Annotated in this window: 22 protein-coding genes and 1 pseudogene; 16 read left to right on the forward strand and 7 right to left on the reverse strand. The window is 52.5% G+C overall.

Annotated features, from left to right (window positions below; all coding sequences use genetic code 11):
- Window positions 1-56: 56 nt before the first annotated feature.
- The 6 genes from truA to purF all read left to right on the forward strand — a co-directional run bounded on the left by truA (window position 57) and on the right by purF (window position 5,893).
- A complete protein-coding gene (gene truA, locus Q3O59_RS13010; RefSeq protein ID WP_305945985.1) occupies window positions 57-851 on the forward strand; it encodes a tRNA pseudouridine(38-40) synthase TruA in 795 nt (264 codons plus the stop codon).
- 136 nt (window positions 852-987) lie between these two features.
- Window positions 988-1,848, forward strand: a complete 861-nt coding sequence (gene accD, locus Q3O59_RS13015) for an acetyl-CoA carboxylase, carboxyltransferase subunit beta (protein WP_305945986.1) — start codon at window positions 988-990, stop codon at window positions 1,846-1,848.
- A gap of 19 nt (window positions 1,849-1,867) precedes the next feature.
- Complete coding sequence (folC, locus tag Q3O59_RS13020; RefSeq protein WP_305945987.1) at window positions 1,868-3,154, forward strand: bifunctional tetrahydrofolate synthase/dihydrofolate synthase; 1,287 nt, start codon at window positions 1,868-1,870, stop codon at window positions 3,152-3,154.
- Entirely contained in the window at window positions 3,151-3,807 is a 657-nt protein-coding gene (locus Q3O59_RS13025; RefSeq protein WP_305945988.1) for an SPOR domain-containing protein, read from the forward strand. The genes folC and Q3O59_RS13025 overlap by 4 nt, the downstream gene beginning before the upstream one ends.
- Before the next feature lie 58 nt (window positions 3,808-3,865).
- Window positions 3,866-4,354, forward strand: coding sequence for a CvpA family protein (locus Q3O59_RS13030; RefSeq protein WP_305945989.1), 489 nt, complete (start codon window positions 3,866-3,868; stop codon window positions 4,352-4,354).
- Window positions 4,355-4,375: 21 nt separating this feature from the next.
- Window positions 4,376-5,893, forward strand: a complete 1,518-nt coding sequence (purF, locus tag Q3O59_RS13035; RefSeq protein ID WP_305945990.1) for an amidophosphoribosyltransferase — start codon at window positions 4,376-4,378, stop codon at window positions 5,891-5,893.
- Between the two features lie 4 nt (window positions 5,894-5,897).
- Here the strand turns inward: purF and Q3O59_RS13040 are convergent, their stop codons facing one another.
- The 6 genes from Q3O59_RS13040 to pspF are packed head-to-tail and all read right to left on the reverse strand — an operon-like array spanning window position 5,898 to window position 12,280.
- Window positions 5,898-6,659, reverse strand: coding sequence for an ATP-binding cassette domain-containing protein (locus Q3O59_RS13040; RefSeq protein ID WP_305945991.1), 762 nt, complete (start codon window positions 6,657-6,659; stop codon window positions 5,898-5,900).
- The gene (locus tag Q3O59_RS13045; RefSeq protein WP_305945992.1) at window positions 6,656-7,651 is read right to left on the reverse strand and encodes a peptide ABC transporter ATP-binding protein; all 996 of its coding nucleotides are present in this window, start codon (window positions 7,649-7,651) and stop codon (window positions 6,656-6,658) included. The genes Q3O59_RS13040 and Q3O59_RS13045 overlap by 4 nt, the downstream gene beginning before the upstream one ends.
- On the reverse strand, window positions 7,651-8,544 hold the full coding sequence (locus tag Q3O59_RS13050; protein WP_228589711.1) for an ABC transporter permease subunit: 894 nt from the start codon (window positions 8,542-8,544) through the stop codon (window positions 7,651-7,653). Before Q3O59_RS13050 ends, Q3O59_RS13045 begins: the two co-directional genes overlap by 1 nt.
- Window positions 8,537-9,565 (reverse strand): ABC transporter permease, encoded by a 1,029-nt coding sequence (locus tag Q3O59_RS13055; protein ID WP_305945993.1) that lies wholly within the window; start codon window positions 9,563-9,565, stop codon window positions 8,537-8,539. The genes Q3O59_RS13050 and Q3O59_RS13055 overlap by 8 nt, the downstream gene beginning before the upstream one ends.
- Window positions 9,562-11,196, reverse strand: coding sequence for an ABC transporter substrate-binding protein (locus Q3O59_RS13060; RefSeq protein ID WP_305945994.1), 1,635 nt, complete (start codon window positions 11,194-11,196; stop codon window positions 9,562-9,564). Before Q3O59_RS13060 ends, Q3O59_RS13055 begins: the two co-directional genes overlap by 4 nt.
- Window positions 11,177-12,280, reverse strand: a complete 1,104-nt coding sequence (pspF, locus tag Q3O59_RS13065; protein ID WP_305945995.1) for a phage shock protein operon transcriptional activator — start codon at window positions 12,278-12,280, stop codon at window positions 11,177-11,179. Before pspF ends, Q3O59_RS13060 begins: the two co-directional genes overlap by 20 nt.
- 176 nt (window positions 12,281-12,456) lie before the next feature.
- On the opposite strand from pspF, the gene pspA reads away from it, so the two are divergent.
- The 7 genes and pseudogenes from pspA to Q3O59_RS13100 all read left to right on the forward strand — a co-directional run bounded on the left by pspA (window position 12,457) and on the right by Q3O59_RS13100 (window position 19,176).
- Entirely contained in the window at window positions 12,457-13,134 is a 678-nt protein-coding gene (gene pspA / locus Q3O59_RS13070) for a phage shock protein PspA (RefSeq protein ID WP_305945996.1), read from the forward strand.
- A gap of 18 nt (window positions 13,135-13,152) precedes the next feature.
- Window positions 13,153-13,389, forward strand: a complete 237-nt coding sequence (gene pspB / locus Q3O59_RS13075; RefSeq protein ID WP_305945997.1) for an envelope stress response membrane protein PspB — start codon at window positions 13,153-13,155, stop codon at window positions 13,387-13,389.
- The gene (pspC, locus tag Q3O59_RS13080; protein ID WP_305945998.1) at window positions 13,382-13,792 is read left to right on the forward strand and encodes an envelope stress response membrane protein PspC; all 411 of its coding nucleotides are present in this window, start codon (window positions 13,382-13,384) and stop codon (window positions 13,790-13,792) included. The genes pspB and pspC overlap by 8 nt, the downstream gene beginning before the upstream one ends.
- Before the next feature lie 130 nt (window positions 13,793-13,922).
- Window positions 13,923-15,128, forward strand: coding sequence for a methionine gamma-lyase (gene megL / locus Q3O59_RS13085; protein WP_305945999.1), 1,206 nt, complete (start codon window positions 13,923-13,925; stop codon window positions 15,126-15,128).
- 128 nt (window positions 15,129-15,256) lie between these two features.
- Window positions 15,257-16,087 (forward strand): annotated as a pseudogene (gene phhA, locus Q3O59_RS13090) (phenylalanine 4-monooxygenase); the annotation flags it as partial.
- 10 nt (window positions 16,088-16,097) lie between these two features.
- Window positions 16,098-16,439 carry a 4a-hydroxytetrahydrobiopterin dehydratase gene (locus Q3O59_RS13095; RefSeq protein ID WP_305946001.1) on the forward strand — a complete coding sequence of 114 codons (342 nt, stop codon included), beginning with the start codon at window positions 16,098-16,100 and terminating at the stop codon, window positions 16,437-16,439.
- Between the two features lie 202 nt (window positions 16,440-16,641).
- Window positions 16,642-19,176 carry a zinc-dependent metalloprotease gene (locus Q3O59_RS13100; RefSeq protein WP_305946002.1) on the forward strand — a complete coding sequence of 845 codons (2,535 nt, stop codon included), beginning with the start codon at window positions 16,642-16,644 and terminating at the stop codon, window positions 19,174-19,176.
- 48 nt (window positions 19,177-19,224) lie between these two features.
- Here Q3O59_RS13100 and Q3O59_RS13105 read toward each other — a convergent pair whose 3' ends face one another.
- A complete protein-coding gene (locus Q3O59_RS13105; protein WP_305946003.1) occupies window positions 19,225-20,094 on the reverse strand; it encodes a bile acid:sodium symporter family protein in 870 nt (289 codons plus the stop codon).
- A 151-nt stretch (window positions 20,095-20,245) separates the two neighbouring features.
- Here Q3O59_RS13105 and tyrR point away from each other — a divergent pair, with 151 nt between their 5' ends.
- From tyrR to Q3O59_RS13120, 3 genes are all read left to right on the forward strand, one after another.
- Window positions 20,246-21,808 carry a transcriptional regulator TyrR gene (gene tyrR / locus Q3O59_RS13110; RefSeq protein WP_305946004.1) on the forward strand — a complete coding sequence of 521 codons (1,563 nt, stop codon included), beginning with the start codon at window positions 20,246-20,248 and terminating at the stop codon, window positions 21,806-21,808.
- Window positions 21,809-22,068: 260 nt separating this feature from the next.
- Window positions 22,069-23,142 carry a 4-hydroxyphenylpyruvate dioxygenase gene (gene hppD / locus Q3O59_RS13115; RefSeq protein WP_305946005.1) on the forward strand — a complete coding sequence of 358 codons (1,074 nt, stop codon included), beginning with the start codon at window positions 22,069-22,071 and terminating at the stop codon, window positions 23,140-23,142.
- Window positions 23,135-24,265, forward strand: coding sequence for a homogentisate 1,2-dioxygenase (locus Q3O59_RS13120; protein WP_305946006.1), 1,131 nt, complete (start codon window positions 23,135-23,137; stop codon window positions 24,263-24,265). Before hppD ends, Q3O59_RS13120 begins: the two co-directional genes overlap by 8 nt.
- The last annotated feature ends 36 nt before the right edge of the window (window positions 24,266-24,301 follow it).

The raw sequence follows: 24,301 nt of genomic DNA on the forward strand, positions 1-24,301 counted from the left end.
TGAACCAGGTCGGATCCTGGATCCGACCTGGTTTTCTTTATCGGTAAGAGAATGGCATGCGAATAGCCCTAGGCATTGAATACGATGGCTCTGCCTTTTACGGTTGGCAGCGGCAACAAGAGGTCCCCAGTGTGCAACAGCACCTGGAACAGGCATTGTCCAAAGTCGCCAACGAGCCCATCCTGACCCAGTGTGCTGGCCGAACTGATGCCGGTGTCCATGCAACGGGTCAGGTGGTGCATTTTGATACTCAAGCCGAGCGCTCGGCTAAAGGCTGGATCATGGGGACCAACAGCCATTTGCCTGCGGGCATTGCAGTGCGCTGGGCACAGCAAGTGCCGGATGATTTTCATGCCCGCTTTTCAGCCACGGCCAGGCGCTACCGCTACATTATTTTAAATCAGTCGTACCGACCGGCGATTTTGCAAGCCGGCCTCAGCCATTATCATCAGCCGCTGGATGCTGGCTTGATGCATCAGGCCGGACAATGCTTGCTGGGCGAGCACGATTTCAGTGCTTTTCGAGCCATTCAATGCCAGTCAAAAAGCCCCAATCGTTTCGTGCACCATCTGAAAGTGCAACGTTTGGGCGATTTTGTGGTGCTGGATATCAAGGCCAATGCCTTTGTGCATCATATGGTGCGGAACATTACCGGCTCTTTGCTTGAGATTGGCATGGGACGGCAGCCGGTGGACTGGATGGCGGCATTGCTGGCAGCTAAAGACCGGAATCAGGCGGCGGCAACGGCCAAAGCTGGCGGTCTTTATCTGGTCGCGGTAGACTACCCGGCAGAGTATGCCTTGCCGGTTAGTGCGCCAGGTCCATTGTTTCTACCGGCTCAACTGGACTGACTACTAAGACCAGTTTTTTATATTAACATGCGCCGTTTTTATGCTTTAATAGCCACCGTTTTTCTGAATTTCGGTGCATTTAACCTCAAATAAGTAAGGCTTTGTGGTTTAAAGCCGAAAGCCGATAGGAATCGATATGAGTTGGTTAGAAAAGATCCTTCCCCGAACTTCGACCTCTGCACGCCGCAATATTCCTGAGGGCGTATGGACCAAGTGTACCGCCTGCGATGCCGTACTGTACAAGGCGGATCTGGATCGGCAGCTGGGGGTGTGTCCGAAGTGCGATCACCACATGCGGGTCAGCGCTCGTGATCGTCTGACCATGTTTCTTGATGCCAATACCGCTACTGAGCTGGCGGCTGATCTTGAGCCGCAGGATCTGCTGAAGTTTAAAGACAGCAAGCGCTACAAAGACCGCATCACTGCCGCACAAAAAGACACCAATGAGAAAGACGCCATGCTGGTGATGCACGGTCAGTTAAAAGGCATGCCAGTGGTGGCCTCTGCTTTCGAATTTAACTTTATGGGCGGCTCGATGGCATCGGTGGTTGGCGCTAAATTTGTCAAAGGTGTGGAATACGCCATTGAGCATCGCGTCCCGTACATTTGTTTCTCTGCCAGTGGTGGTGCCCGGATGCAAGAGGCTTTGCTGTCGTTAATGCAGATGGCAAAAACCAGCGCGGCACTGGCAAAGCTGAGCGAGCAGGGCTTGCCTTATGTATCCGTGCTGACCGATCCGACCATGGGCGGTGTTTCCGCCAGTTTGGCGATGCTGGGTGATATCAATATTGGTGAACCCAAGGCATTGATTGGTTTTGCCGGTCCCCGCGTGATTGAACAAACCGTGCGGGAAAAATTGCCTGAGGGCTTCCAGCGCAGCGAGTTCCTGCTGGATCATGGTGCCATTGACATGATTGTTGACCGCCGCCAAATGCGCGATACAATTGCCCGACTTGTGGCTAAATTTATGCAGTTGCCAACTCCCGACCAGGAGTAACCCAACTGCTCAGGGATTTATGAGCACCTTAACCTCCCTTACCAGCCAATCGTGCCAAAGCCTGGACGATTGGCTTCGCTTTATAGAGCAACAGCATCCGCAGCATCAGATTGAGTTGGGCCTGGATCGTGTCCGTCAGGTCGCCGATCGGGCTGAGCTTTCCCGACTGCCTGGCAAGGTGGTGCTGATTGCGGGCACCAATGGCAAAGGCACCACGGCATGTTGCATGGAGCAGCTGTTGCTGGCTCAGGACTTCACCGTTGCTGTCTACAGCTCACCGCACTTGCTGCGTTTTAACGAGCGCTTGCGCATCAATGGCAGCGATGCACCGGACAGCGCCTGGGTTGAAGCACTGCGCTTTATTGAGCAATTGCGCGCTGACATTGAACTGACCTATTTTGAATTCACCACGCTAGCCGCTTTTTATCTAATCAAAACTCAGGAACCCGATTTTGCCTTGATTGAAGTCGGTTTAGGTGGGCGTTTGGATGCAACCAACATTGTCGAGCCGGATCTCAGTATTCTGACCACCATCGACCTGGACCATCAGGATTGGCTGGGGCCAGATCGCGAAGCCATTGGCCGGGAAAAAGCCGGTATTTTTCGACCGGGCAAGGTGGCAGTGGTGGCCGAGCAAGCCTTGCCTGCCAGCGTGCTTGACGTCGCTGAGCGGCTACAGGCTCCATTGCTGCGAGCTGGCAGTGCTTACCGCTGGCAGTGCCAGCAGGATGGCTGGGACTGGCAGTGTGAGACCCTGGCTTTTCATGGCTTGCCACTGTTGCCGGTGCCGCTGCAAAATGCGGCCACAGCACTGATGGCTTTGCAGCAGTTGCAGCGTCTGCCGAACGAGGCATTGCTGCGCCGTGCCCTGGCCAGTGTCAGCTTGCCGGGTCGGATGCAATTGCTGCAACAAGATCCTGCTGTGTTGCTGGATGTCGCGCACAATCCTCAGTCCATTGCGTATTTGGCTGATCGCCTGGCGCAACTGCGGCCTGGTTACCGGCGGGTCATTGCGCTTTGTGGCATGATGAAGGATAAAGTTCAGACCGGCGCGCTGGATGCCTTGTTGCCGTGGGTCGATCACTGGGTGCTGTCTCCGCTGCCTGCTCCCCGTGGTGCCGATGCCACCATGCTGCAGCAGATTTTGCCTGCGACGGCCAGGGTTTTCCGTTGCCCGGATGTGGCGACCGGCTACCGCCAGAGCTTAGCGTCCTTGGCGGCCGATGATTTATTGCTGGTATTCGGCTCTTTTGTTACTGTGTCAGCGGTACTGGAACAGAGCACTGCCCAACCGGAGGTAAGATGACACGAGCTTTTAAACAGCGTCTATTGGGCGCCTGCATTCTGATGATTGCGGCTGTGGTGTTTTTACCGGATCTGCTGGATGGCGAGAAGCAGGTACTGAAAGATGATTTTGAGCAGATCCCGGCCAGGCCGGAGTTTCAGGGCGTGCAGGAGCAACAGTTGCTGGACAGCGCTGCGCTGCAGGCCAGACGCGATAATGCATTAACAGCCCCCGAAGTGGATAAGGTCCCCAGCGATGCAGAAGCTGTGTCCGATAGCACCCCGTCTGATGGCAGCGAGACGCTGCCATCACAAGCCTACGCTCAGGTGACGGTCGGCGATGAGGCAACCGAGGTCACTAGACCGGTTGCGGAGAATACGGCATCTTCCGATGACTTGCCTACTTCGGCTTTGACAGAGCGGGCCTGGACGGTGCGGGTGGGCAGTTTTGGCCGGGCACAGAATGCGGAAGACTTGGTACAGCGTTTGGGTGCCGCAGGCTTTCGGACCTACACCCGTCAGGTGACCAACAGCCAGGGCCTAGTTCTGACCAGTGTCTTTGTTGGGCCTGATCTGCGGCGTGACGCACTGGAGCAACGGCTGGACGAGTTAAAAACCATCGCCCGGGATGACCGTTTGGTGGTGACCAGTTACCAGCCGCTGGAAAATAATTAGGCAAGGGCAGGTGACTTTGGTAGAATGCGCGCCGTGATCAGACATCCTTTGGATTTTCATGGTTTGGATTGATTTTGTCATTTTGGCAATCATCGCGCTCTCTACGGTGATTAGTCTGGTGCGCGGTTTTGTCAAAGAAGCCGTCTCGCTGCTGGTCTGGATCCTTGCCTTTTTTATTGCCAGTTATTATTACCCCTATCTGGCGGCGTACTTTACCAGCCTGGACGATGAGCTGCTGCGTAATGCGCTGGCCATTGCTATTCTTTTTGTCTGTGCGTTGATTTTAGGTGCTTTGGTCAATTTCTTGATCAGCAAACTGGTGCAGTCCACCGGTTTATCGGGCACAGACCGCCTACTCGGTTTAATTTTTGGTGCCCTGCGTGGGGTGCTGCTGGTGAGTGCTGTGTTGTTTTTTGTCGATGCCTTCACCGCCGCAGCCAACACCGACTGGTGGCAACAGTCCCTGCTGATCCCTGAATTTCGTTTTATCATTGAGTGGTTCTTCGACTATTTGCAGAATCATTCGAGTTTTATGCAACAGCCTTAAGTCTCAGGCGAGGAAAATTCCATGTGTGGTATTGTTGGTATTGTTGGTAAGTATCCGGTCAATCAGGCATTGTACGACGGCCTGACGGTGTTGCAACACCGGGGGCAGGATGCCGCCGGCATTGTAACGGTGGATAACAACACCCTGCGGCTTCGAAAAGCCGATGGCCTGGTCAAAGATGTCTTTCACACTCGCCATATGCTGCGCTTGTCCGGCAATATCGGCATTGGCCATGTACGTTACCCGACGGCGGGCTCATCCAGTACCGCTGAGGCGCAGCCGTTTTACGTCAATAGTCCCTTTGGTATTGCCTTAGCGCACAATGGCAACCTGACCAACTCGGAGCAGCTGACCGAAGAGATTTTCCGCCGTGCTCGTCGTCATATCAATACCACTTCTGATTCTGAAATTCTGCTCAATGTGTTTGCCCACGAGCTGGCGCAAAGCAACACCTTATTGCTCAGTAACGAGGATGTGTTCAAGGCCGTAGCCGCAGTTCACCGCAAGGTGCGGGGCGGTTATGCCGTGGTTTCTTTGATCATTGGTCATGGTCTGGTGGCCTTTCGCGATCCCAATGGCATCCGGCCATTGGTGATTGGTAAGCGTGAAACTGAGGCCGGGACCGAGTACATGGTGGCATCGGAAAGTGTTGCGCTGGATACCGATGGCTTTACCGTGATGCGGGATGTTTATCCGGGGGAAGCGGTGTACATCACCGAGTCGGGTGAGTTGTTCACGCAGCAATGTGCAGAGAACCCAGGCTACAGCCCTTGTATTTTTGAGTACGTTTACTTTGCCCGCCCGGACTCGACCATTGACAACATTTCCGTCTATGCGTCCCGGGTTGCGATGGGCACCAAGCTTGGTGAAAAAATCAAACGGGAATGGGCTCATTTGGACATCGATGTGGTGATCCCAATTCCTGAAACCAGCAATGATGCAGCCTTACAAATTGCGCATGAGCTTGGTTTGCCTTACCGGCAGGGCTTTGTGAAAAACCGCTACATAGGCCGTACCTTTATTATGCCGGGCCAGGTCGAACGCAAAAAATCCGTCCGTCGCAAACTCAATGCCATTCAGCAGGAGTTTAAAGGCAAGAATGTGCTGCTGGTGGATGACTCCATTGTGCGTGGTACTACCTCCGAGCAAATCATCGAAATGGCCAGAGATGCGGGTGCGAAAAAGGTGTACTTTGCTTCTGCCGCTCCTGAAGTCCGCTTCCCAAATGTCTATGGCATCGATATGCCATCGGCCAACGAACTGATTGCACATGGCCACGATGTTGACAGCATTTGCCAGAACATCGGCGCTGATGGCTTAATTTTCCAGTCCATTGAGGATTTGATTGCGGCTGTACGCTCGGTCAATCCGGACATCAAGCGTTTTGAGACCTCGGTGTTTGATGGCGTTTATGTGACCAACGACATCGATCAAGACTACCTGAACCGCCTGGACCAGCAGCGCAGTGACGGTGCTAAGACCCGCAATGCCGCCATGGCCATGGCGACCAACCTTGAAACCTACAACGAAGCGGATTAGAGCACTAACTTAATCCCATCAACTTGCGGGTATGAGGATGTTGCGGCCGATCGAGCAGTTGCTCGGTCGGCCCTTCTTCCACCACCCGTCCATCCTGCAGTACCAGACAATGATCGCTGATGTGCCGTACCAACCGCAGGTTCTTGCTGATCAGCAAGTAAGACAAGCCCTGTTGCTGCTGCAGCTCAAGCAGCAAATTGACAATTTGTGCCCGTACGGTCGGATCCAACACGGTCAGAGCTTCGTCCAGAATTAAAATTTTCGGCTCCAGAATCAACGCTCGGGCCAGCGCTACCCGTTGCAACTGGCCGGCGGAAAACATATGCGGGAAGAAGTTGATGTGCTCATCCAACAAGCCGGTTTGCTGCAAGCTTTGCAAAATGCGTTGTTGCCGCTGCTGACGATCGAGCACGGTGCTAAATCGCAGCACGTCATCCAGCATGGCGCCTACTTTTTGGCTGGGGTTTAATGCCCGTTCGGCATCTTGAAACATGTAGCGGATCACATGGTTGTATTTGCGGTAGTTGGACAAGGTCACTGCCTGGCCACTTAAACGTATTTCGCCATCATCCGGTTGCTCAATGCCAACCAGCAGCTTGGCCAGGGTGCTTTTGCCCGAACCGGTTTCACCCACCACGGCCAATGTCTGGCCAGCGCTTAGCGTAAAATTGATGTGATCCAATGCCTGAACGCGGGTTTGACGAAACAATCCCAGTTGTTTGCGGTAACTCTTACACAAATCGACCACTTGCAGCAACTGGCTCATCGTGACTCCTTGTACTGCAATGGGAAATGGCAGCTGAAATAGTGGTGCTGTTTGCGTTCTAATACCGGGGTATGAACACACTCTTTACGGGCATTGGGACAACGAGGGCCAAGTCGACAGCCGACGGGTAAATGCTGTAGGGTCGGGATGCTGCCGGGCAATGCAAACAGCGGTTTTTTCGGCGGCAAGTCCGGTTGAAACTCAGGTACACTTTTAATCAGTGCATCGGTATAAGGGTGCAGAGGCTGCGCCAGTACTCTGGCTGTATCGCCGGATTCTACCAGTTGACCACAATACAGCACCGACAAACGGTGGGTGTACCGGGCGATGCTATCGAGCTCATTGCTGATTAGCAAGACTGACATGCCTTTTAACTGGTTTAGACTGCCCATTAAGCGGAACAGCTGCGCCTGGGTCGAGGCTTCCAGTGCTGTGGTCGGTTCATCGGCAATCAAGAGTTTAGGGCTCTTGGCAATGGCCATGGCGATCATCACCTTCTGGCAGACCCCCTCCGATAACTGGTAAGGGTAGCTGTCCAGCACGGCCTGGTGCTCTTTGATCCCTACCTTGTGCAGCAAAGCGATGGCTTTTTTGCGCTTGTGCCGTCCCTTGCTCCACCAGTTTCCCGGCAAGCCATCGGTCGGTATGGATTCATGCAATTGCTCGGCGATGGTTGCGGTCGGATCCAGGCATTTGCTGGGCTCTTGATAAATCATGGCAATATCACGGCCAATGATACGGCGCTGCTGATCAAAAGGCAGTTGCAACAAATCCTCACCGCGCCAGTGAAAGCGGTCGGCTTTAATGCGCCAGCGTTGATTTAACACCGCAACGATGGCTTTGGCAATCAGGCTTTTGCCCGAGCCGGATTCGCCGACCAGGCCTCGGATTTCACCTTCCCGCAGGCTGAGACTGACCCGGTCAACGGCGCGGATCAACCCCTGACTGGTTTCCAACTCCAGCGTCAGATTTCGAATATCCAACAGTACCATCAGCTTTCCTGTCGTTTACGCATGGCGGTTCTAAGGCCATCTGACACCAGATTGACGCTTAGCACGGCCACAAAAATCAGCAAGCCTGGCAGCGCGATGCTCCAGGGAGATAAATAGATTAAATCCAGCGCTTCAGCCACCATCAGCCCCCATTCGGCCGCCGGCGATTGGGCCCCTAAACCGAGAAAGCCCAAAGCCGCGATGTCCAGAATGGCGGTCGAGAGTGCCATACTAAAGAGTACGGTCAGCTGCTCCCAGGTATTGGGAAGAATCACATAGCGTAAAATTTGCCAGTTATTGGCGCCATCCAGCCGGTAGGCAATGACATAGTCCTGCTCCAGCTGTTGCAAGATGCTGTTGCGGATCCCATGGACAAACTGAGGCAGCAGCGCCAGCATAATGGCCCAAATGGTATTGACTAAACCAGGCCCTAAAATGGCAACAATGATAATGGCCAGCAACAAGGACGGGATGGTGAGAGCCAGATCCAGCACATGATTAAAGGCACTGGCTCTAAACCCTTTGCTCATGCCTGCCAGTACTCCCAGCAGGAAGCCAAGCAGCAAAGCCCCCAGAGCCGTCATGAACGCAATGCCAAAGGTGTAACTGGCACCCTTGATTAAACGGGAAAACTGGTCCCGACCCAGATCGTCGGTGCCAAGCAGGTAGCGGACATCACCGGCATCATCCCAGGAGGGAGGAAGCAGCACTGCATCGGGGTTTTGAAGGTAAGGATCATAAGGCGTGATCAGTGGGCCAAATACCGCGATTAAGGCAAAAAAGCCAAACAGAATTAAACCCAGCACCGCAGCATGCTGTTGCCGAAAGCTATGCCAGAGCTGACTCAGTGGCCCAAGCTCATCTTTTTGTTGCAACCATTGAAACTTAGCCATGGACCTGCTTCCTTGCTAGTGGGTTGAGCAGGGTGTAGAGAATATCCAGCAGAATATTCACCAGAATCACCAGACTGGATATGACCAGCAGTCCCCCCTGGATCGCAGGGTAGTTGCGTTGGTTGATGCTATCAAGCAGCCATAAACCAATGCCAGGCCAGGAAAAAATCAGTTCAGTGATCATGGCCAGAGTGACCAGGGTGCTAAATTGCAAACCCAGCTGGCGCAGTACTGGCAGCATGGCATTGCGCAGGCCATGTCGGTACAGTACCTGACTGCGGCTCAGGCCTTTGGCTCTGGCGGTTTTAATGTAGCTTTGTTGCCAGACGGACAACATGGCGTCGCGGGTAAAGCGAATCATCACCGTTGTCGGGTAGGTCGCCAGCACAAAAGCGGGAAGCCACAAATGGCGGATGGCATCCTGCAGTGCGGCCTGCCAATAGGTTTGGCCAGACATCAGAATATCCGGCAGCATAAAGCCGGTTGTCACGGGGATTTCGTACAGCACACTGATCCGGCCTGAGGTTGGCAGCCAACCAAGACCGATGCTGAACAGCATGATCATCAACAAAGCCCACCAGAATATTGGCAGCGAATAGCCCAGCAAAGCAATGCTGGAGATGGCGCGGCCGGTCCAGTGATTTGCCTTAATGGCGGCGATCAGCCCGAGGGGCACGCCCAGCACAAATGAAATAAACAGGGCGTAGCTTACCAACTCCAGAGTTGCAGGAAACACCCGGATAATTTCGTGCAACACCGGTTGCTGACTGGCCAGGGATAAGCCCCAATCGCCCTGCAAGATGCGTTGTAAAAATGCCAGGTATTGCTGCAAATAGCCCTGCTCCAAACGGTATTGTTGCACCAGTATTGGCAACAGTTCATCATCGGGTTGGCTAATGCCGCTGAAGTTGACCAGAGGATCGCCCGGAAACAAGTAGCCCAGACTGAAAGCAAAACACGTCAAGGCAAAAAAAACAAAGGACAGCAAAAATAAACGGCGGATCAAATAGTGCCAGATCATGGAGCGCCCTCAGGCTGACGTAAAAAAGCTCCGGAGAGATCAATGCCGCCATAGGGGTTCATGGTGATACCTCCCACCCGGGCATTGATGGCTTGGAAGCGTTTGCCATGGGCCAGTGGCAGCAGTGGCAAGTGCTCTGCCAGGTATTCCTGGGCTGCCCAATAGTAGCTACGACGTATGGATCGGTCATCGGTGAGTAAGGCCTGACCAAGCAAGGCATCAAAAGCGGGATCGCACCACATAGCACGATTGGTGCCGCTTTCTACACCATTGCAACTGAGCAAAGGCCGGAAGAAGTTGTCCGGATCGGTATTGTCGGCATTCCAGCCCAGCAGGACAGAGTCGTGTTCGCCAAGTCGCAATTGACGACGAAAAGCATTCCACTCCAGGCTCACAATCGTGGCTCTGACGCCAATACGGGCCAAATCGGCCTGCATCATTTCTGCCATACGGGTGGCATTTGGATTGTACAAACGCTGGACTGGCATGGCCCAGATGGTCATGGCAAAACCGTAAGGAAAGCCCGCCTCCGATAACAGCTGTCGCGCTGCGTCCGGGTCATAGGAGGGGAGTGCAATTTCTGGGTGATGGCCCCAGGATCTTGGCGGCAATAAGGTGCTGGCGTTTTGTGCCTGCTCAAAATAAACGGATTGCAAAATAGCATCCCGGTTGATAGCCATCGCCAGGGCGCGCCTTACCCGGGCATCATTAAAAGGTGGCCGACTGGTGTTAAAAGCCCAGAAGCCCACATTCAGGCTGCTTTGTTGCTGAACTTTAATGTCTGGTCGCTGGCTAATCAGCTCGAGCTCCGACATCCGAGGATAGGCGATGATGTCGCATTCGTGCGTTAGCAAGCGGGCCATCCGTTTGGCGTTGTTGGGCTCGATGTCAATCACCAGCTGCTCCAATTGGCTCGGAGTTCCCCAGTAGTCGTTGTGCCGGTAGTAACGGATAAAGCCATCTTTGCGGTACTCACGAAAGCGAAAAGGCCCAGTGCCAATGGGGTGACTGTCCAGTCGTTGAGGTTGATGCTGCTGCAGCAACTGCTCGGCGTATTCTGCTGAATGAATCACGGCAAAGTCGGTGGCCAGGTTGGATAAAAAAGAGCTATCGCGCTGACGCAGGTAAAACACCACCTGATCTTCGGCCGGTGTGGCAATACGGCTGACCCGGTTGCCCCAGTCGACAGTTTGAAAATAGGGATAATCACCACCGCCTATCCGGTGAAAAGGGTGCTCGATTTGCATGATCCGTTCAAAGCTAAAACGCACGTCGCTGGCGCGCAGTGGTCGGCTGGGTCGAAAGTAATCGGTGGTATGAAACTGAACTCCAGGCCGAAGATAGAAGGTGTAACTTAAACCGTCTTCCCGCACCTCCCAATGCGTTGCGAGCGCCGGAACAAAGTCACCACTGATTGGATCGATATCGAGCAGCCGGTCGAACAGTTGACGGCTGGTGGCATCAATGGTGGTGCCGGAAGTCACCAACTGAGGATTAAATGTTTCCGGTGCCCCTTCACTGCAGTAGACCAGACCGGAACGAACTTCAGCCGGCATCTCTGGCTGGCAACCGGTGCCGAGCCAGCAAAGTAGACTGATGAGAGGAGCGTTTTTAAGGCTTAGCTTCAGCATGCGCATCCTGTTGGCTATCCAGTAACTGGTATTTTTTCATGTAGCCACGCAACTGATGATAGGTTAAGCCAAGACTCTCTGCTGTCTTTTTCTGATTAAACTGGCAGGCTGCCAGGGCTTGTTTCAACAAATCCACTTCAAACTGCTGCGACAGGGCTTTAAAGTCGACCGGCTGGTCTGGCTTAATAGCGGGGACAGCCTGCACCTGAGGCTCGGAGGCTGTGTCATTTGCTTGGGCCCTTGCTGATTGTGGCAGGCTGGCCGGTTGACGATCGCGCGTTTTCACCCGTTGCTGCGGGCGGAAAGGGGATTCAAACGGATCCAACAGTATGTCGTGCACCGGCACATAGGGGTTGTTGGTGCGGTAAACACTGCGCTCCACCACATTTTTGAGCTCCCGGACATTTCCGGGCCAGTCGTAATCCAGTAAGGTGCGCTTGGCTTTTTCGCTGAAACCACTGAAGAGTTCGAATTCCAATTCCCGCGCCATATTGATGGCGAAATGCTCGGCCAGCAGCAAGATGTCTTCCCGTCGCTCGCGCATCGGCGGCAGGGTAATCACATCGAATGCCAGCCGATCCAGTAAGTCGGCACGAAACTCGCCTTGCTCGGCTAATGCAGGTAAGTCTTCGTTGGTGGCACAAACCAGTCGGACATCGACCCGGACCGGACGGCTGCCGCCGACTCGCTCAAACTCGCCATACTCGATAACGCGAAGTAGCTTTTCTTGCACCAGGCTGGGTGTGTTGGCCAGCTCATCCAAAAACAAGGTACCGCCATTGGCCCGCTCGAAACGCCCTTCATGACGCTTGCTGGCGCCGGTGAAAGCTCCGGCCTCATGGCCAAAGAGCTCACTTTCCAGCAGGTTTTCATTCAAAGCAGCGCAGTTCAATGTCAGGTAGTTTTGATCCCAGCGTTGAGATAAAAAGTGCAGCCTGGCAGCTATCAGCTCTTTGCCGGTGCCGCGCTCACCGATGATCAGGACAGGTTTATTCAGCGGGGCCGCTTGCGACACTTGCTCCAGCACCGTTAGAAAGCTGTTGGACTGGCCGATGAGATTGTCTTGTTGTTGTGCTCTGCCCATAAGAAGACTTTAGTGAAAATGACCAAATAATAGTGTATTTCATTATAGAGCCAGGCCAAAGCTCTTTTTGAACTATTTAAAAATAAAAACAAATCAAAGGGTTACAATAATCAAAAAAGTGGCAAGGATTGTGAATGAATTAGAGTGTATCCCAATTACTGTATGAGGTTATCACCATGGGTATTTTCAGTCGCTTTACCGATATTGTAAATTCAAATTTAAATGCTTTGCTGGACAAAGCTGAAGATCCGGAAAAAATGGTTCGGTTGATTATTCAGGAAATGGAAGACACCCTGGTTGAGGTTCGCTCTTCATCTGCCAAAACCATTGCTGAGAAAAAGGAATTGCAGCGTGCACTGAATCGTCTGAGCGATGAAGTCAACGACTGGCAAACTAAGGCGGAGTTGGCATTGTCCAAAGAGCGGGAAGATCTGGCTCGGGCGGCTTTGGTAGAGCGTGAGAAGGCTGCCGAACAGGTCAGTAGCGTGGAAGCCGATATTGCACAGCTGGACGAACACATCAGCAAGCTGCAGCATGAAGTCGGGCAGTTGCAAGAAAAGCTTGCCGATGCCAAGGCGCGGCAAAAATCGATGTTAATGCGGCAGAAAACGGTTGCCAGCCGGTTGGATGTTAAAAAGACCCTGCACAGCGACAAACTGAATGATGCGATGCACAAGTTTGAACGCTATGAGCAAAAAATTGACTCAATGGAAGCTCAGGTTGAATCGTTTGACTTGGGCAAAAAGACCCTGAAAGACGAGTTTGCTGAACTGGCAGCGCAGGACAAAATCGACAATGAGCTGGCCGCTTTGAAAGCTCGGGTTGCCAGTCAGAGCGGTAAGAAAACGAATTAAGTGTGCTAGGAGCCTGTGATGGGAATTAATGAAATGATTTTTGTGCCAATGATCTTATTTATGATCTTTGTGGCACCACTGTGGGTCATCATGCATTACCGCAGCAAAAATAAAATCGGCCAGGGACTGACCGAGCAGGAATTAGGCCAGCTCAATGAGCTGGCCCGGAAAGCGGATAAAATGGCTGAGCGCATTAAAACGCTGGAAGCGATTCTGGATGCCGAAAGCCCTCGTTGGAGACAGCGTCATGACTAGTGTTCGGAAACCCTTATTGCGTGATGATCGCAATGGCAAAATTGCCGGTGTCTGTGCCGGAGTGGCCGATTACTTTGGCATTGAAAACTGGCTGGTTCGAATCATTACGTTGGCAGCACTTTTTCTTGGGATGGGATCCTTTGTGTTGGTGTTGTATTTTGCTGGATGGATAGTGCTGGAAAAAAAATCAAAGCATGAAGCCAGTTTTGGCGCTGTATCGAACGGGCAGGGGGACGACAGTGTCGAGGTGAAAACACAGGTTTGGCAAAAAGGTGAGCCACCCAAGCAAGCCCTGCAGCATTTGAGTCATAAGTTTAACAGCCTGGAGCTGCGGTTGCGTGATATCGAGCGTCATGTTACCTCCAGTACCTTTCAGTTGAATCGCGAGTTCAACAAGCTGTGAACTTAGCTTGACACTATGATCTAAGGCTTGCTGTCGCGTAACGGACAGCAAGCCGTCTGGCTTGCTTCCAATCCGGTTAAATTCTGCTATCTGTAATGCATTCATTTTTACCTGGCACTGAATTAAACTTATGCGCAGTATCTCCAAATCCGCCGCCACCCTTTGCATTCATGCAGGCAAGACCTCAAACGAGCATGGCAGTCTGGCGACCCCCTTGTACCAAACCTCTACTTTTATTTTTGATAATGCTGAGCAAGGCGCGGCGCGCTTTGCCGGAGAGGAGGCAGGCTACATTTATACCCGTTTGGGCAACCCAACCACCCGTGAGCTGGAGTTGAAAATTGCTGCGTTGGAAGGGATGGAGGATGGCGCAGCCACCGCAACCGGGATGGCAGCGGTGTCGGCTGCGACCTTAAGCTTCTTGCAGCAAGGCGATCATATGATTTGCAGCAAGGCGGTCTATGGCTGCAGCTTTGCACTCTTTAGCCATCAGTTTGCCCGTTTTGGTATCGACGTCAGCTTTGTCGATATGACGGATCATCAGGCGGTGCAAGCGGCGCTGCGACCCAACACCAAGTTGCTCTTTGCTGAGACCCCGATAAATCCCAATCTGGTGGTGCTCGACCTGGAGTTTCTGGCAAGCTTTGCCCGAGAGCATGGGCTGATCTCGGTGATTGACAACACCTTCTTAACCCCGTTATTGCAGCGTCCTGCGGACTTTGGCATCGATGTGGTGATTCACAGCGCCACCAAGTACCTCAATGGCCACGGTGATGTGGTGGCAGGCCTGGTGGTATCCAGCAGCGAGAAGATTGAGCAGATCAAATTAACCATCTTAAAGGATATTGGCGGCACCATCAGCCCGCACGATGCCTGGTTGATTATCCGCGGCATGAAAACCCTGGCGGTGCGGATGGAGCGTCACTGTCAGAATGCGCAGCGGGTTGCTGAGTTCCTGCAGCAGCATCCGGCCATTGCCCGGGTCTATTACCCAGGTTTGGCCGATCACCCGGGCCATCGTTTTATAGGCAAGCAAATGAAAGCCGCGGGTGGTGTGCTGGCATTTGAACTGCATGGCAGTTTGGACGATGGCCGTTTTTTCATTAATCAATGCCAGTTGCTGAGTCTGGCGGTAAGCTTGGGCGATGCCGAGTCGCTGATTCAACACCCGGCGTCGATGACGCACAGTCCTTATACCCCCGAAGAGCGGGCGATGGCAGGCATCGGTGATGGCTTGATTCGGGTTTCGGTAGGGCTGGAACAGGTCGAGGACATTGTGGCCGATCTGGAGCAGGCTTTGACCGCGATGCAGCAGCACCAACTTCGGGCCAGCTAACGAAAGCCATAGCCCACGGCAGTCGGTGTAATGGTATCTTTACGATTTTAAGCGAGGCAAGTTGCGGCTGACCGATTAACAGTCGAACGCATTTCGACTAGCATGAGTCCCAGTTACCAGGGCATGTTCCCGCTATAAATACATACAACAGGGTCTATATGAGTAAGTCAAGCAACTATGTTTCGAAGCAGTCCGACGAGCATGGTGTGATTGCCTGGACGGACGAAGAAAATCAAATCTGGCACGAGCTGATTAGCCGTCAGCTAAGCTGCATCGAAGGCAAAGCCTGCGATGAGTACATGGCTGGCCTGGAAAAGCTGCAATTGCCGACCGATCGCATTCCGCAACTGGAAGAAGTGAGCCAGGTGCTGCGGGCGTCCACCGGCTGGGAGTGTGCCGAAGTGCCGGCTTTGATCAGTTTTGATCGCTTCTTTGAGCTGTTGGCCAACAAGCGCTTTCCGGTAGCGACCTTTATTCGTTCGCGCGAAGAGTTCGATTATCTGCAAGAGCCGGATATTTTTCATGAAATTTTTGGCCATTGCGCCATGCTAACCAATCCGGATTTTGCCGAGTTCACCCACATTTACGGCAAACTTGGCTTGGCTGCCAGCAAAGAAGATCGAGTGTATTTGGCCAGACTGTACTGGTTTACCATTGAGTTTGGTTTGCTGCAAACGCCGGACGGACTGCGGATATACGGCGGTGGTATTTTATCGTCTCCGGGTGAAACCATTTATGCACTGGAGTCGGATACGCCTGAGCGCAAGCCGCTTGATGTGGTGGATGTGCTAAGAACGCCGTATCGCATTGACATCATGCAGCCCATTTATTTTACCATCAACCACATCCACGATTTGTTCGATATTGCACAGCTGGATTTGATGACACTGGTGCAACAAGCCAAAGCGCTTGGTTTGCATGCTCCCAAGTTTCCGCCTAAACAAAAACAAGCAAGTTAGAGAGGACTGCATGTCAGAATTAACCACCTTAAAATGTGAGGCATGTCGTGCCGATGCGCCTAAAGTTTCCGACGATGAATTGCCGGTATTAATGCGGCAAATCCCGGACTGGACTCCGGTAGTACGGGACGGCATCCTGCAACTGGAGCGCAGCTACAAATTTAAAAACTTCAGATCAGCCTGGGCGTTTCACAACAAAGTGGCTGAATTGGCGGAAGCTGAAGGCCATCATCCGGCCTTGTTGTTGGAGTGGGGCAAGCTGACCGTCACCTGGTGGTCACACTCCATTAAAGGCTTACATAAAAACGACTTCATTTGTGCCGCCAAAACGGACGCCTTATTGGCTGAGTAATGCAAGCAAACCGCAGGCTAAATGTCTGCGGTTTTTTCGTACTTAAAGGCCTCTGCAGCCATACTAACAATTTTCTGCTTGCAGCTTAACGTCTTATCTTCGAAAATCACTTTTGTATGCTGAACCCTGCTATTTCAATTAATGTCGGGAAAAGTGATCTTTTAACTTTTGAATTGTGATTGTTTTTAATGGACTTAACAACATGACTAGAACCCCTTTTCGCACCTTCCGCCGCTGTGCCCTGGCCAGCCTGATTGCTACCAGCTTGATGCTTCCTCAGGCACTGGCCGACAGCAATGACGATGATAAAGCGGAGAAAGGCTACACTGAGCTGGTCGCAGAGCTGAAGGCGCAACAAGGCCTGTTTAATTTTTACCGGGACATGAAAACAGGTGCCACCCACTTATCGTTGGACGAATCTCAGCTCAACACACCTTTTATTTACCATGCCCAGACCATGGATGGGGTGGTAGAGGCCGGGCATTTTCGTGGCAATTTTCGCCAGACACGCCTGATAGAGTTTCGGCGGCATTTTAACAAAATTGAAGTGGTGAGCTGGAATCCACGCTTTGTGTTTGATCCCAACAATCCACTGAGTCGTGCTGCCCAGGCCAATCGAAGCGAAGCTCTGCTGGCTGTGCTGGATATTGAAGCTGATGACAATGGCCGAATTTTAGTCAAAGCCGACCCTTTATTTAAAAGTCAGGCTCTGCACCGGATCACGCCTTGGGCGAATCCGAATCAAACCGGGCCACGTTTTTCGCTGGGGAACTTGAATAGCGACCGTTCGCGGATAGCGCGCGAGCGCCTTTATGAGCGCAATATGGACGTGGTGGTGGATTATGTGTTCACGAACGATGAACCTGTGGTGATGGGCTCTCCAGCCATTACCGATCCGCGTACCATCACCATCAGTCTGCAGCACTCCTTCATTGCCATGCCGGACAATGGCTACCAGCCTCGGCGAGATGATCCCAGAGTGGGCTACTTCACACAGCAATTTGATCAAATGACCAACCCGGAGTGGACGCCGTGGGGCGATGTGATTAATCGCTGGAATCTGGTGAAAAAAGATCCAAGCGCAGCCTTGTCCGAGCCGGTTGAACCCATTGTCTGGTGGATTGAAAATACCACGCCTCATGAGTGGCGCGATACCATCCGGCAAGGAGTTGAAGACTGGAACATTGCTTTTGAAGCAGCTGGTTTTAAGAATGCCATCGTGGTGAAAGAGCAGCCGGATGATGCGGACTGGGATGCAGGTGACGTCAATTACAATGTGCTGCGCTGGACCTCATCACCACGCCCACCTTTCGGTGGCTATGGCCCTTCTTTGGCAAACCCGAAAACAGGCGAAATCATCAGCTCCAACATCATGCTGGAGTTTGTCTTTTTATCCAATCGTTGGACTTTAGGTGAGTTGTTCTCTGGCAGTGCAGCGCTGAAAGAGGCTGGTCAGGGCGAAGAGCTGCAGATGCATTGCAGCTTTGGACACAAAGTGCAAATGGGCCACCTGATGGCACGTCTGGCTTCCGATGAGCGGATGTACGACAACATTGCTGAGGATCCTATCTTGTCGCAAGCCTTGCGCCATTTGATCATGCATGAGGTTGGTCATACCCTGGGTTTGAATCACAACATGCGGTCGCACGGATTGTGGGGCAATCAGCAGGTGCATGATGCTTCCCTGACCCAAGGGGTCTTGTCCGGCTCTGTAATGGACTACAACCCGGTGAACATTGCACCTGTCGGCGTTACGCAAGGTGATTTCTACAGTTATAAGCCAGGCCCTTACGATATTTGGGCCATCGAGTATGGCTACTCACCGGCCCTGGCCGATGCTGAAGCGGAAGAAGCCCGCCTGAGTGCCATCTTAAGTCGTTCACACCAGCCAGAGCTGGCTTTTGGTAATGATGCCGACGATATGCGGGCAGCGGGACGGCACATTGACCCAAGGGTGATGATTGGTGCCATGACTTCAGAGCCGATTGCTTATGCCAAAGATCGTTGGCAGCGGGTCAATTACGAGTTTACCCAGTTGCTGGAAAAAGGGCGCATGGCTGATCAATCGCATCAACGGGTTTTTACCAGTGCCAATATGCTGTTTGGTCAGTACGCAGGTCAGGCCAATGTGGTCAGCCGCTTTGTTGGTGGTGTTTATGTAGAGCGTGACTTTGTTGGGCAACATGACAGCGTACGTCCTTACACCCCAGTACCAAGAGCAACTCAGCGTGAAGCCATGCAGGCATTGAATCAGTTTGTGTTCGCGCCAGATACTTTGCAAAGCATGCAGCCCGTGTTGTCCTACATGCAAGCGCAGCGCCGTGGCTTCAACCATTGGGGCAACAACGAAGATCCACAGCCTCATCGGATGATCTTGACGATGCAGCGCAATGTGTTGGATCACCTGTTGCATCCTCAGGTTTTGCAGCGCATGACCGATACCGCGCTTTATGGCAATGAATACAGCTTGACCGAGATGCTGGCGGATTTAACAACGGGTATTTTCCAGGGCGATTTAACCAGCTTGAGTCAGAACTTGCAGGTCGAATACGTCAATCGATTGATTGCCATAGCCGGGCTGGAGGATGATTCCGACTACGATCATCTGAGTCAGGCGGCAGCCGTAGCTCAACTGCGTGCTATTCGCAGCTTATCGGCACCGCGCCGGGCAGCAGAAAGCAGCCGCAATCATTACAACTACCTGCATTTGTTGATTGATCGCGCTTTTGCCGCTTAAAGGTTAACAGGCGATGTTGTTGCAAAAGCCCGGCTACTCCGGGCTTTTTTATGGCTGTTTTTTTCGAAGCCCCCAACCGATCATCAGGGCACCTGAAGCAAACATAATCAGGCTGTAAACTGCCGATGGAATTGCCATGGTACTGTTGTTTAACAGCAGTGGTGATGTCGCAATGGCAATGCCAAGGGTTCCATTTTGAATGCCCACCTCGATGGTAAGAGAGCGCACCTGAGGGCCGTGACAACCGATGCTGCGTGCCGCCAGATAGCCTGCCAGCATGCTCAAAGCGTTCAGCAGCAGAGCCGCGATGCCAATGGCGATAAAAAAGCCCAGCAATTGATTGAGCACCTGCAACAAAGCACCAACAACCGCAGCCACTAAGAAGAAAGACGACAGCCATTTGAACGGTTGCTGGCAGCGCCTTGATAGAGCTGGCCAGCGGGCGCGTAGCCACATGCCTAATGAAACCGGTAGCACAATGATGACCAGCAATTGCAACACAGTGCGTGGCACCGAAAGTGCAACGTACTGCTCTTCGCCCAGAAAAAGTGAGGAAGCCAGATTAACCATCAGCGGTAGGCTCAGGATCACCAGCAAGCTGCTAATCGCGGTCAGACTAATGGATAGAGCGGTATCGGCATGCGCCAGATGGGCGATTAGATTGGAGGTTGGACCGCCCGGACAGGCCGCGATCAATACTAAACCAACGGCCAGCTCTGGTGGCAGTTGCAGCAGGTACGCCAACAGAAAGGCCAAGGCTGGAATGGCCAGCATTTGCATGAAAAGCCCGGTCAGGACGAGTTTTGGTGTTTGCCATAACTGGGTAAAGTGTACTGGTTTCAGTGACAATCCCATGCCCAGCATGATGACAATCAGCGCAATTGGCAGAAAAACTTGCGTAAAAATATTGGCTTCCATAGCGTTCCGGTACTGATAGGGGTACTTGCTACTATGGCAAATGCAATGAGTTATAGCAATTCGTTCATAATTCTTTACAAAAGAACTGGTCTAGCTTGAGCCATTTCGCGTATGATGCAGGCATGAACAGAGTGTGAGGTACGCCATTGCTATGCGGCTAGAAATACATTGTCAGGACAGACTGGGCATTGCTCAGGAAATCTTAAATATCTTGGTGAGCTATCAACTGGACTTGCGCGGCATTGAAGTCGACGGCGCCACAGGCCGGATGTTCGTTTCTTTTCCCAGTATTCATTTCGAGCAATTTCAGGAGTTGATGGCCAAAATTCGCCGTATTACCGGCGTGAGTGATGTGAAAACCACAGCCTTTATGCCCTCGGAGCGCCATCAGAATGAACTGACTACCTTACTGAAAACCTTGCCTGATGGCATTATCGGTATTGATACCAAAGCTGTGGTCAGTGTGATTAATGATGCCGCCTTAGAAGCCCTGGAAGTGGAACGCAAGGCGATAGAGGGCGAGCCATTGCCGGGGCTGGTAAAGGGCTTTAATTTTATGCGCTGGCTGGAAAGTGATGATGTGTTGGCGCAGACCCGCCGGGTTGAAATTCAGGGCAAGCCATTTATTGCCGATTTACTGCCGGTGATGGTGCCAGATGAAAACGGCCATGAAGTCCTGGCCGGGGCGGTCATCAACCTGAAATCCGAAAGCCGGCTGGGCCAGCACATGCTGGCCTTTAATAAAGGCAATCAGGAAAGCTTTCAAACCTTGCAGGCGCATAGCCCGCAAATGCGCAAAGTCATTCGTGAAGCAAAGAAGATGGCGCTGCTGGATGGCCCCTTGCTGATCACCGGCGAAACCGGTACTGGCAAAGAGCTGCTGGCACGGGCTTGTCATGCTGCGGGTAGCCGGGCAGGGAAACCTTTCTTGGCCGTAAACTGCGCTTCGATGCCAGACAATGTGGCCGAGTCGGAGTTGTTTGGCTATGGACCCAATGCCTTTGTCGGCTCCACCCAAGGCAAAAAAGGTATTTTTGAGCAAGCCAATGGCGGCAGTGTGTTTCTGGACGAAGTCGGCGAGATGTCGCGGGAGTTGCAAACCAAATTGCTGCGGTTTTTGCAGGATGGGTCGTTTCGCCGGGTTGCCGATGAAAACGAAGTCAGAGTGGATGTACGGGTGATTTGCACCACCCAAAAAGATTTGCCTGCCATGGTGCAGGAAGGCAAGTTCCGTGAAGATCTGTACTACCGCTTGAATGTCTTTACGCTGGCCTTGCCTGCGCTGCGTGAGCGCAAACAAGACATTGTGCCCCTAAGCGAGCACTTTGTGGCGCGCTTTGCGGCTCGTCTTGGGCGAAAAGCGCCCAGGTTCAGTGAGAGTTGCGTGCAGTTTCTGCAAAGTTACCCCTGGCCGGGCAATGTGCGTCAGCTGGAAAACGCGCTGTACCGTGCGGTCACCCTGCTTGAGGGCTACCAACTGGATAAAGAGCATTTGCAACTGCCCAGCTTTACCAGCGACTTTGGTTATCTGGAGCAGGAGTTTGATGGCACCCTGGACGAGGCCGTCAAACGCTTTGAGGCCAGCTTGCTGCGTAAACTTTACCCAGCCTACCCAAGTTCGCGGCAATTGGCTAAAAAACTGGGGCTTAGCCATACAGCAGTGGCGAATAAACTGCGAGATTACGGCATTAATCGCAAGACTGTAAAAATTTAATGCCACTTTGTGCGTAAAACGATACTCCAGCCCAGCAGCTGCGTCCGGCTGCTGGCTTTCTCTTGTATAGACCTTCCAATAGCGGTTCTTTGTACTGAATTGTTTACGGTTTTTGCTTGAAGCTGAAATCCGCTGGAAAATGACGGTGGATGTTCAACTGGGTCAAACTAAAGCAAGATAGCGCCAAATGGGATTTGGCAGCCGCCTTAATGACAAAGGCCACTGCCCCCAAGCCTATAATCAGAACGTGGAGATGTCGTATGCAAGATGTGATTAACCCTTTGGGAACAGATGGCTTTGAGTTTGTTGAGTACACCGCGGCCGATGCGGAAGGTATCCAAAAGCTGAAGGATCTGTTTCATGGCCTGGGCTTTACCGAAGTAGCGAAGCACCGCTCAAAAGAGGCCTGGTTGTACAAGCAAGGCGATATCAACTTTATCATCAATGCGCAGCCGAATTCTCAGGCAGAAGAGTTTGCCCGTAAGCATGGCCCCAGCGTCTGTGCCATGGCGTTTCGAGTGCAAGATGCAGCCAAAGCCTTGCAGCATGCGTTGGCCAATGGTGCCAAAGAGTACAAAAACCAAATTGGTCCGATGGAGCTGAATATCCCTGCGGTATATGGCATTGGCAGTAGCCTGCTGTATTTTGTTGATCGCTACGGTGCCTCTTCGGTGTACGACATCGACTTTAAGTACTACGACAACTGGCAAACCGAGATGTCAAAGCACGGAGTGGGTCTGGAAGTGCTGGATCATTTAACGCACAACGTCATGCGTGGCAATATGAATGTCTGGTCCGGTTTCTATGAGAAAATCGGTAACTTCCGTGAAATTCGTTACTTTGATATCGAAGGCAAGCTGACAGGCCTGGTGTCCCGTGCCATGACGGCGCCTTGCGGCAAAATTCGTATTCCAATCAACGAGTCGTCCGACGACAAGTCGCAAATCGAAGAGTTTTTGCGTGAGTACAATGGCGAAGGCATTCAACACATTGCTCTGACCACCGAAGATATTTATCAGACGGTTCGGACACTGCGCGAGCGGGGCATGGACTTTATGCCAACGCCAGATACCTACTACGCCAAAGTGGATAGCCGGGTTGAAGGGCACACGGAAGACTTGGACCAATTGCGTGAGCTGCGGATCCTGATCGATGGTGCGCCGATGAAAGATGGCATTTTGCTGCAAATTTTTACCAAAACTGTGATTGGCCCGGTGTTCTTTGAAATTATTCAGCGTAAGGGCAACGAAGGCTTTGGTGAGGGCAACTTTAAAGCCTTGTTCGAGTCCATCGAAGAAGATCAAATCCAACGTGGGGTGTTAGCCGATGCGTAAATGGGCCTCATTTCCGCTGCGGGAGGGCGATGTGTCGCGTCAGGCGCACGCTGACTTTCCGGAACAAGCGATCTATGAACGCGAAACCGGCCGGAGTGGTTTTTTTGGTCCGGCAACGCATTTCCATCATCGCCATGCCCCGACCGGCTGGAGCGATTGGCAGGGGCCTTTGCGTCCCCGCCTGTTTGATTTAAACCAACTGAGTGAAAACCAGGTGGAATCGCCCTGGCAAGTGCCCTTATTGCTGCACAATGCGCACTGCAAAATGCGTACCTGGCGTCTGAATGATACGATGCCGTATCTGGTGCGTAATGCCGACGGTGATGAGCTGTTGTTTGTGCACGAGGGCAGTGCTGACTTGTACTGCGATTACGGTCATTTGGAAATTGTCGAAGGCGATTACGTGGTGATTCCACGCAGTACCATGTGGCGGTTGGAGCCCAAAAGCCCCATGTTGTTGCTGATGATTGAAGCCACCAACGACTCTTACCAGTTGCCTGAAAAAGGTCTGGTAGGAAATCATGCGATTTTCGACCCAGCGATGCTGGATACGCCGAAAATCAACGAGGCCTTCAAAGCCCAGTACTCAGAAGAAAGCTGGCAGGTGCAGATCAAGCGTCATGGCCAGACCTCGGTAGTGACCTACCCCTACAACCCACTCGATGCGGTGGGCTGGCACGGTGATTTGGCGGTGATGCGGATCAACTGGCGCGATATTCGCCCATTGATGAGCCATCGCTACCATTTGCCACCTTCGGCGCACACCACTTTTGTAGCACAGCGCTTTGTGGTTTGTACCTTTGTGCCTCGGCCGATTGAAAGTGATCCGGGGGCACTGAAAGTACCTTTCTACCACAACAACGATGACTACGATGAAGTGCTGTTTTACCATGCCGGCGATTTCTTCAGCCGCGATAACATCGAAAAAGGCATGGTGACTTTCCATCCGGCCGGTTTTACCCATGGCCCGCATCCGAAAGCCTTTCAGGCTGGGCAGGAGTACCGCAAAAAGTTCACCGACGAAGTGGCGGTGATGCTGGATACCCGCGATGCGCTGGAAATTGGCGAGGCGGCTTTGGGTACCGAAAACCCGGCCTACGTCAACAGCTGGCAGGTGAAGTAAGCTATTGAGCAGCCGTTAAGGCGTATGACAAAGGAT

The sequence above is a fragment of the Alkalimonas delamerensis genome, from assembly GCF_030717955.1.
GTDB lineage: Bacteria > Pseudomonadota > Gammaproteobacteria > Enterobacterales > Alteromonadaceae > Alkalimonas > Alkalimonas delamerensis.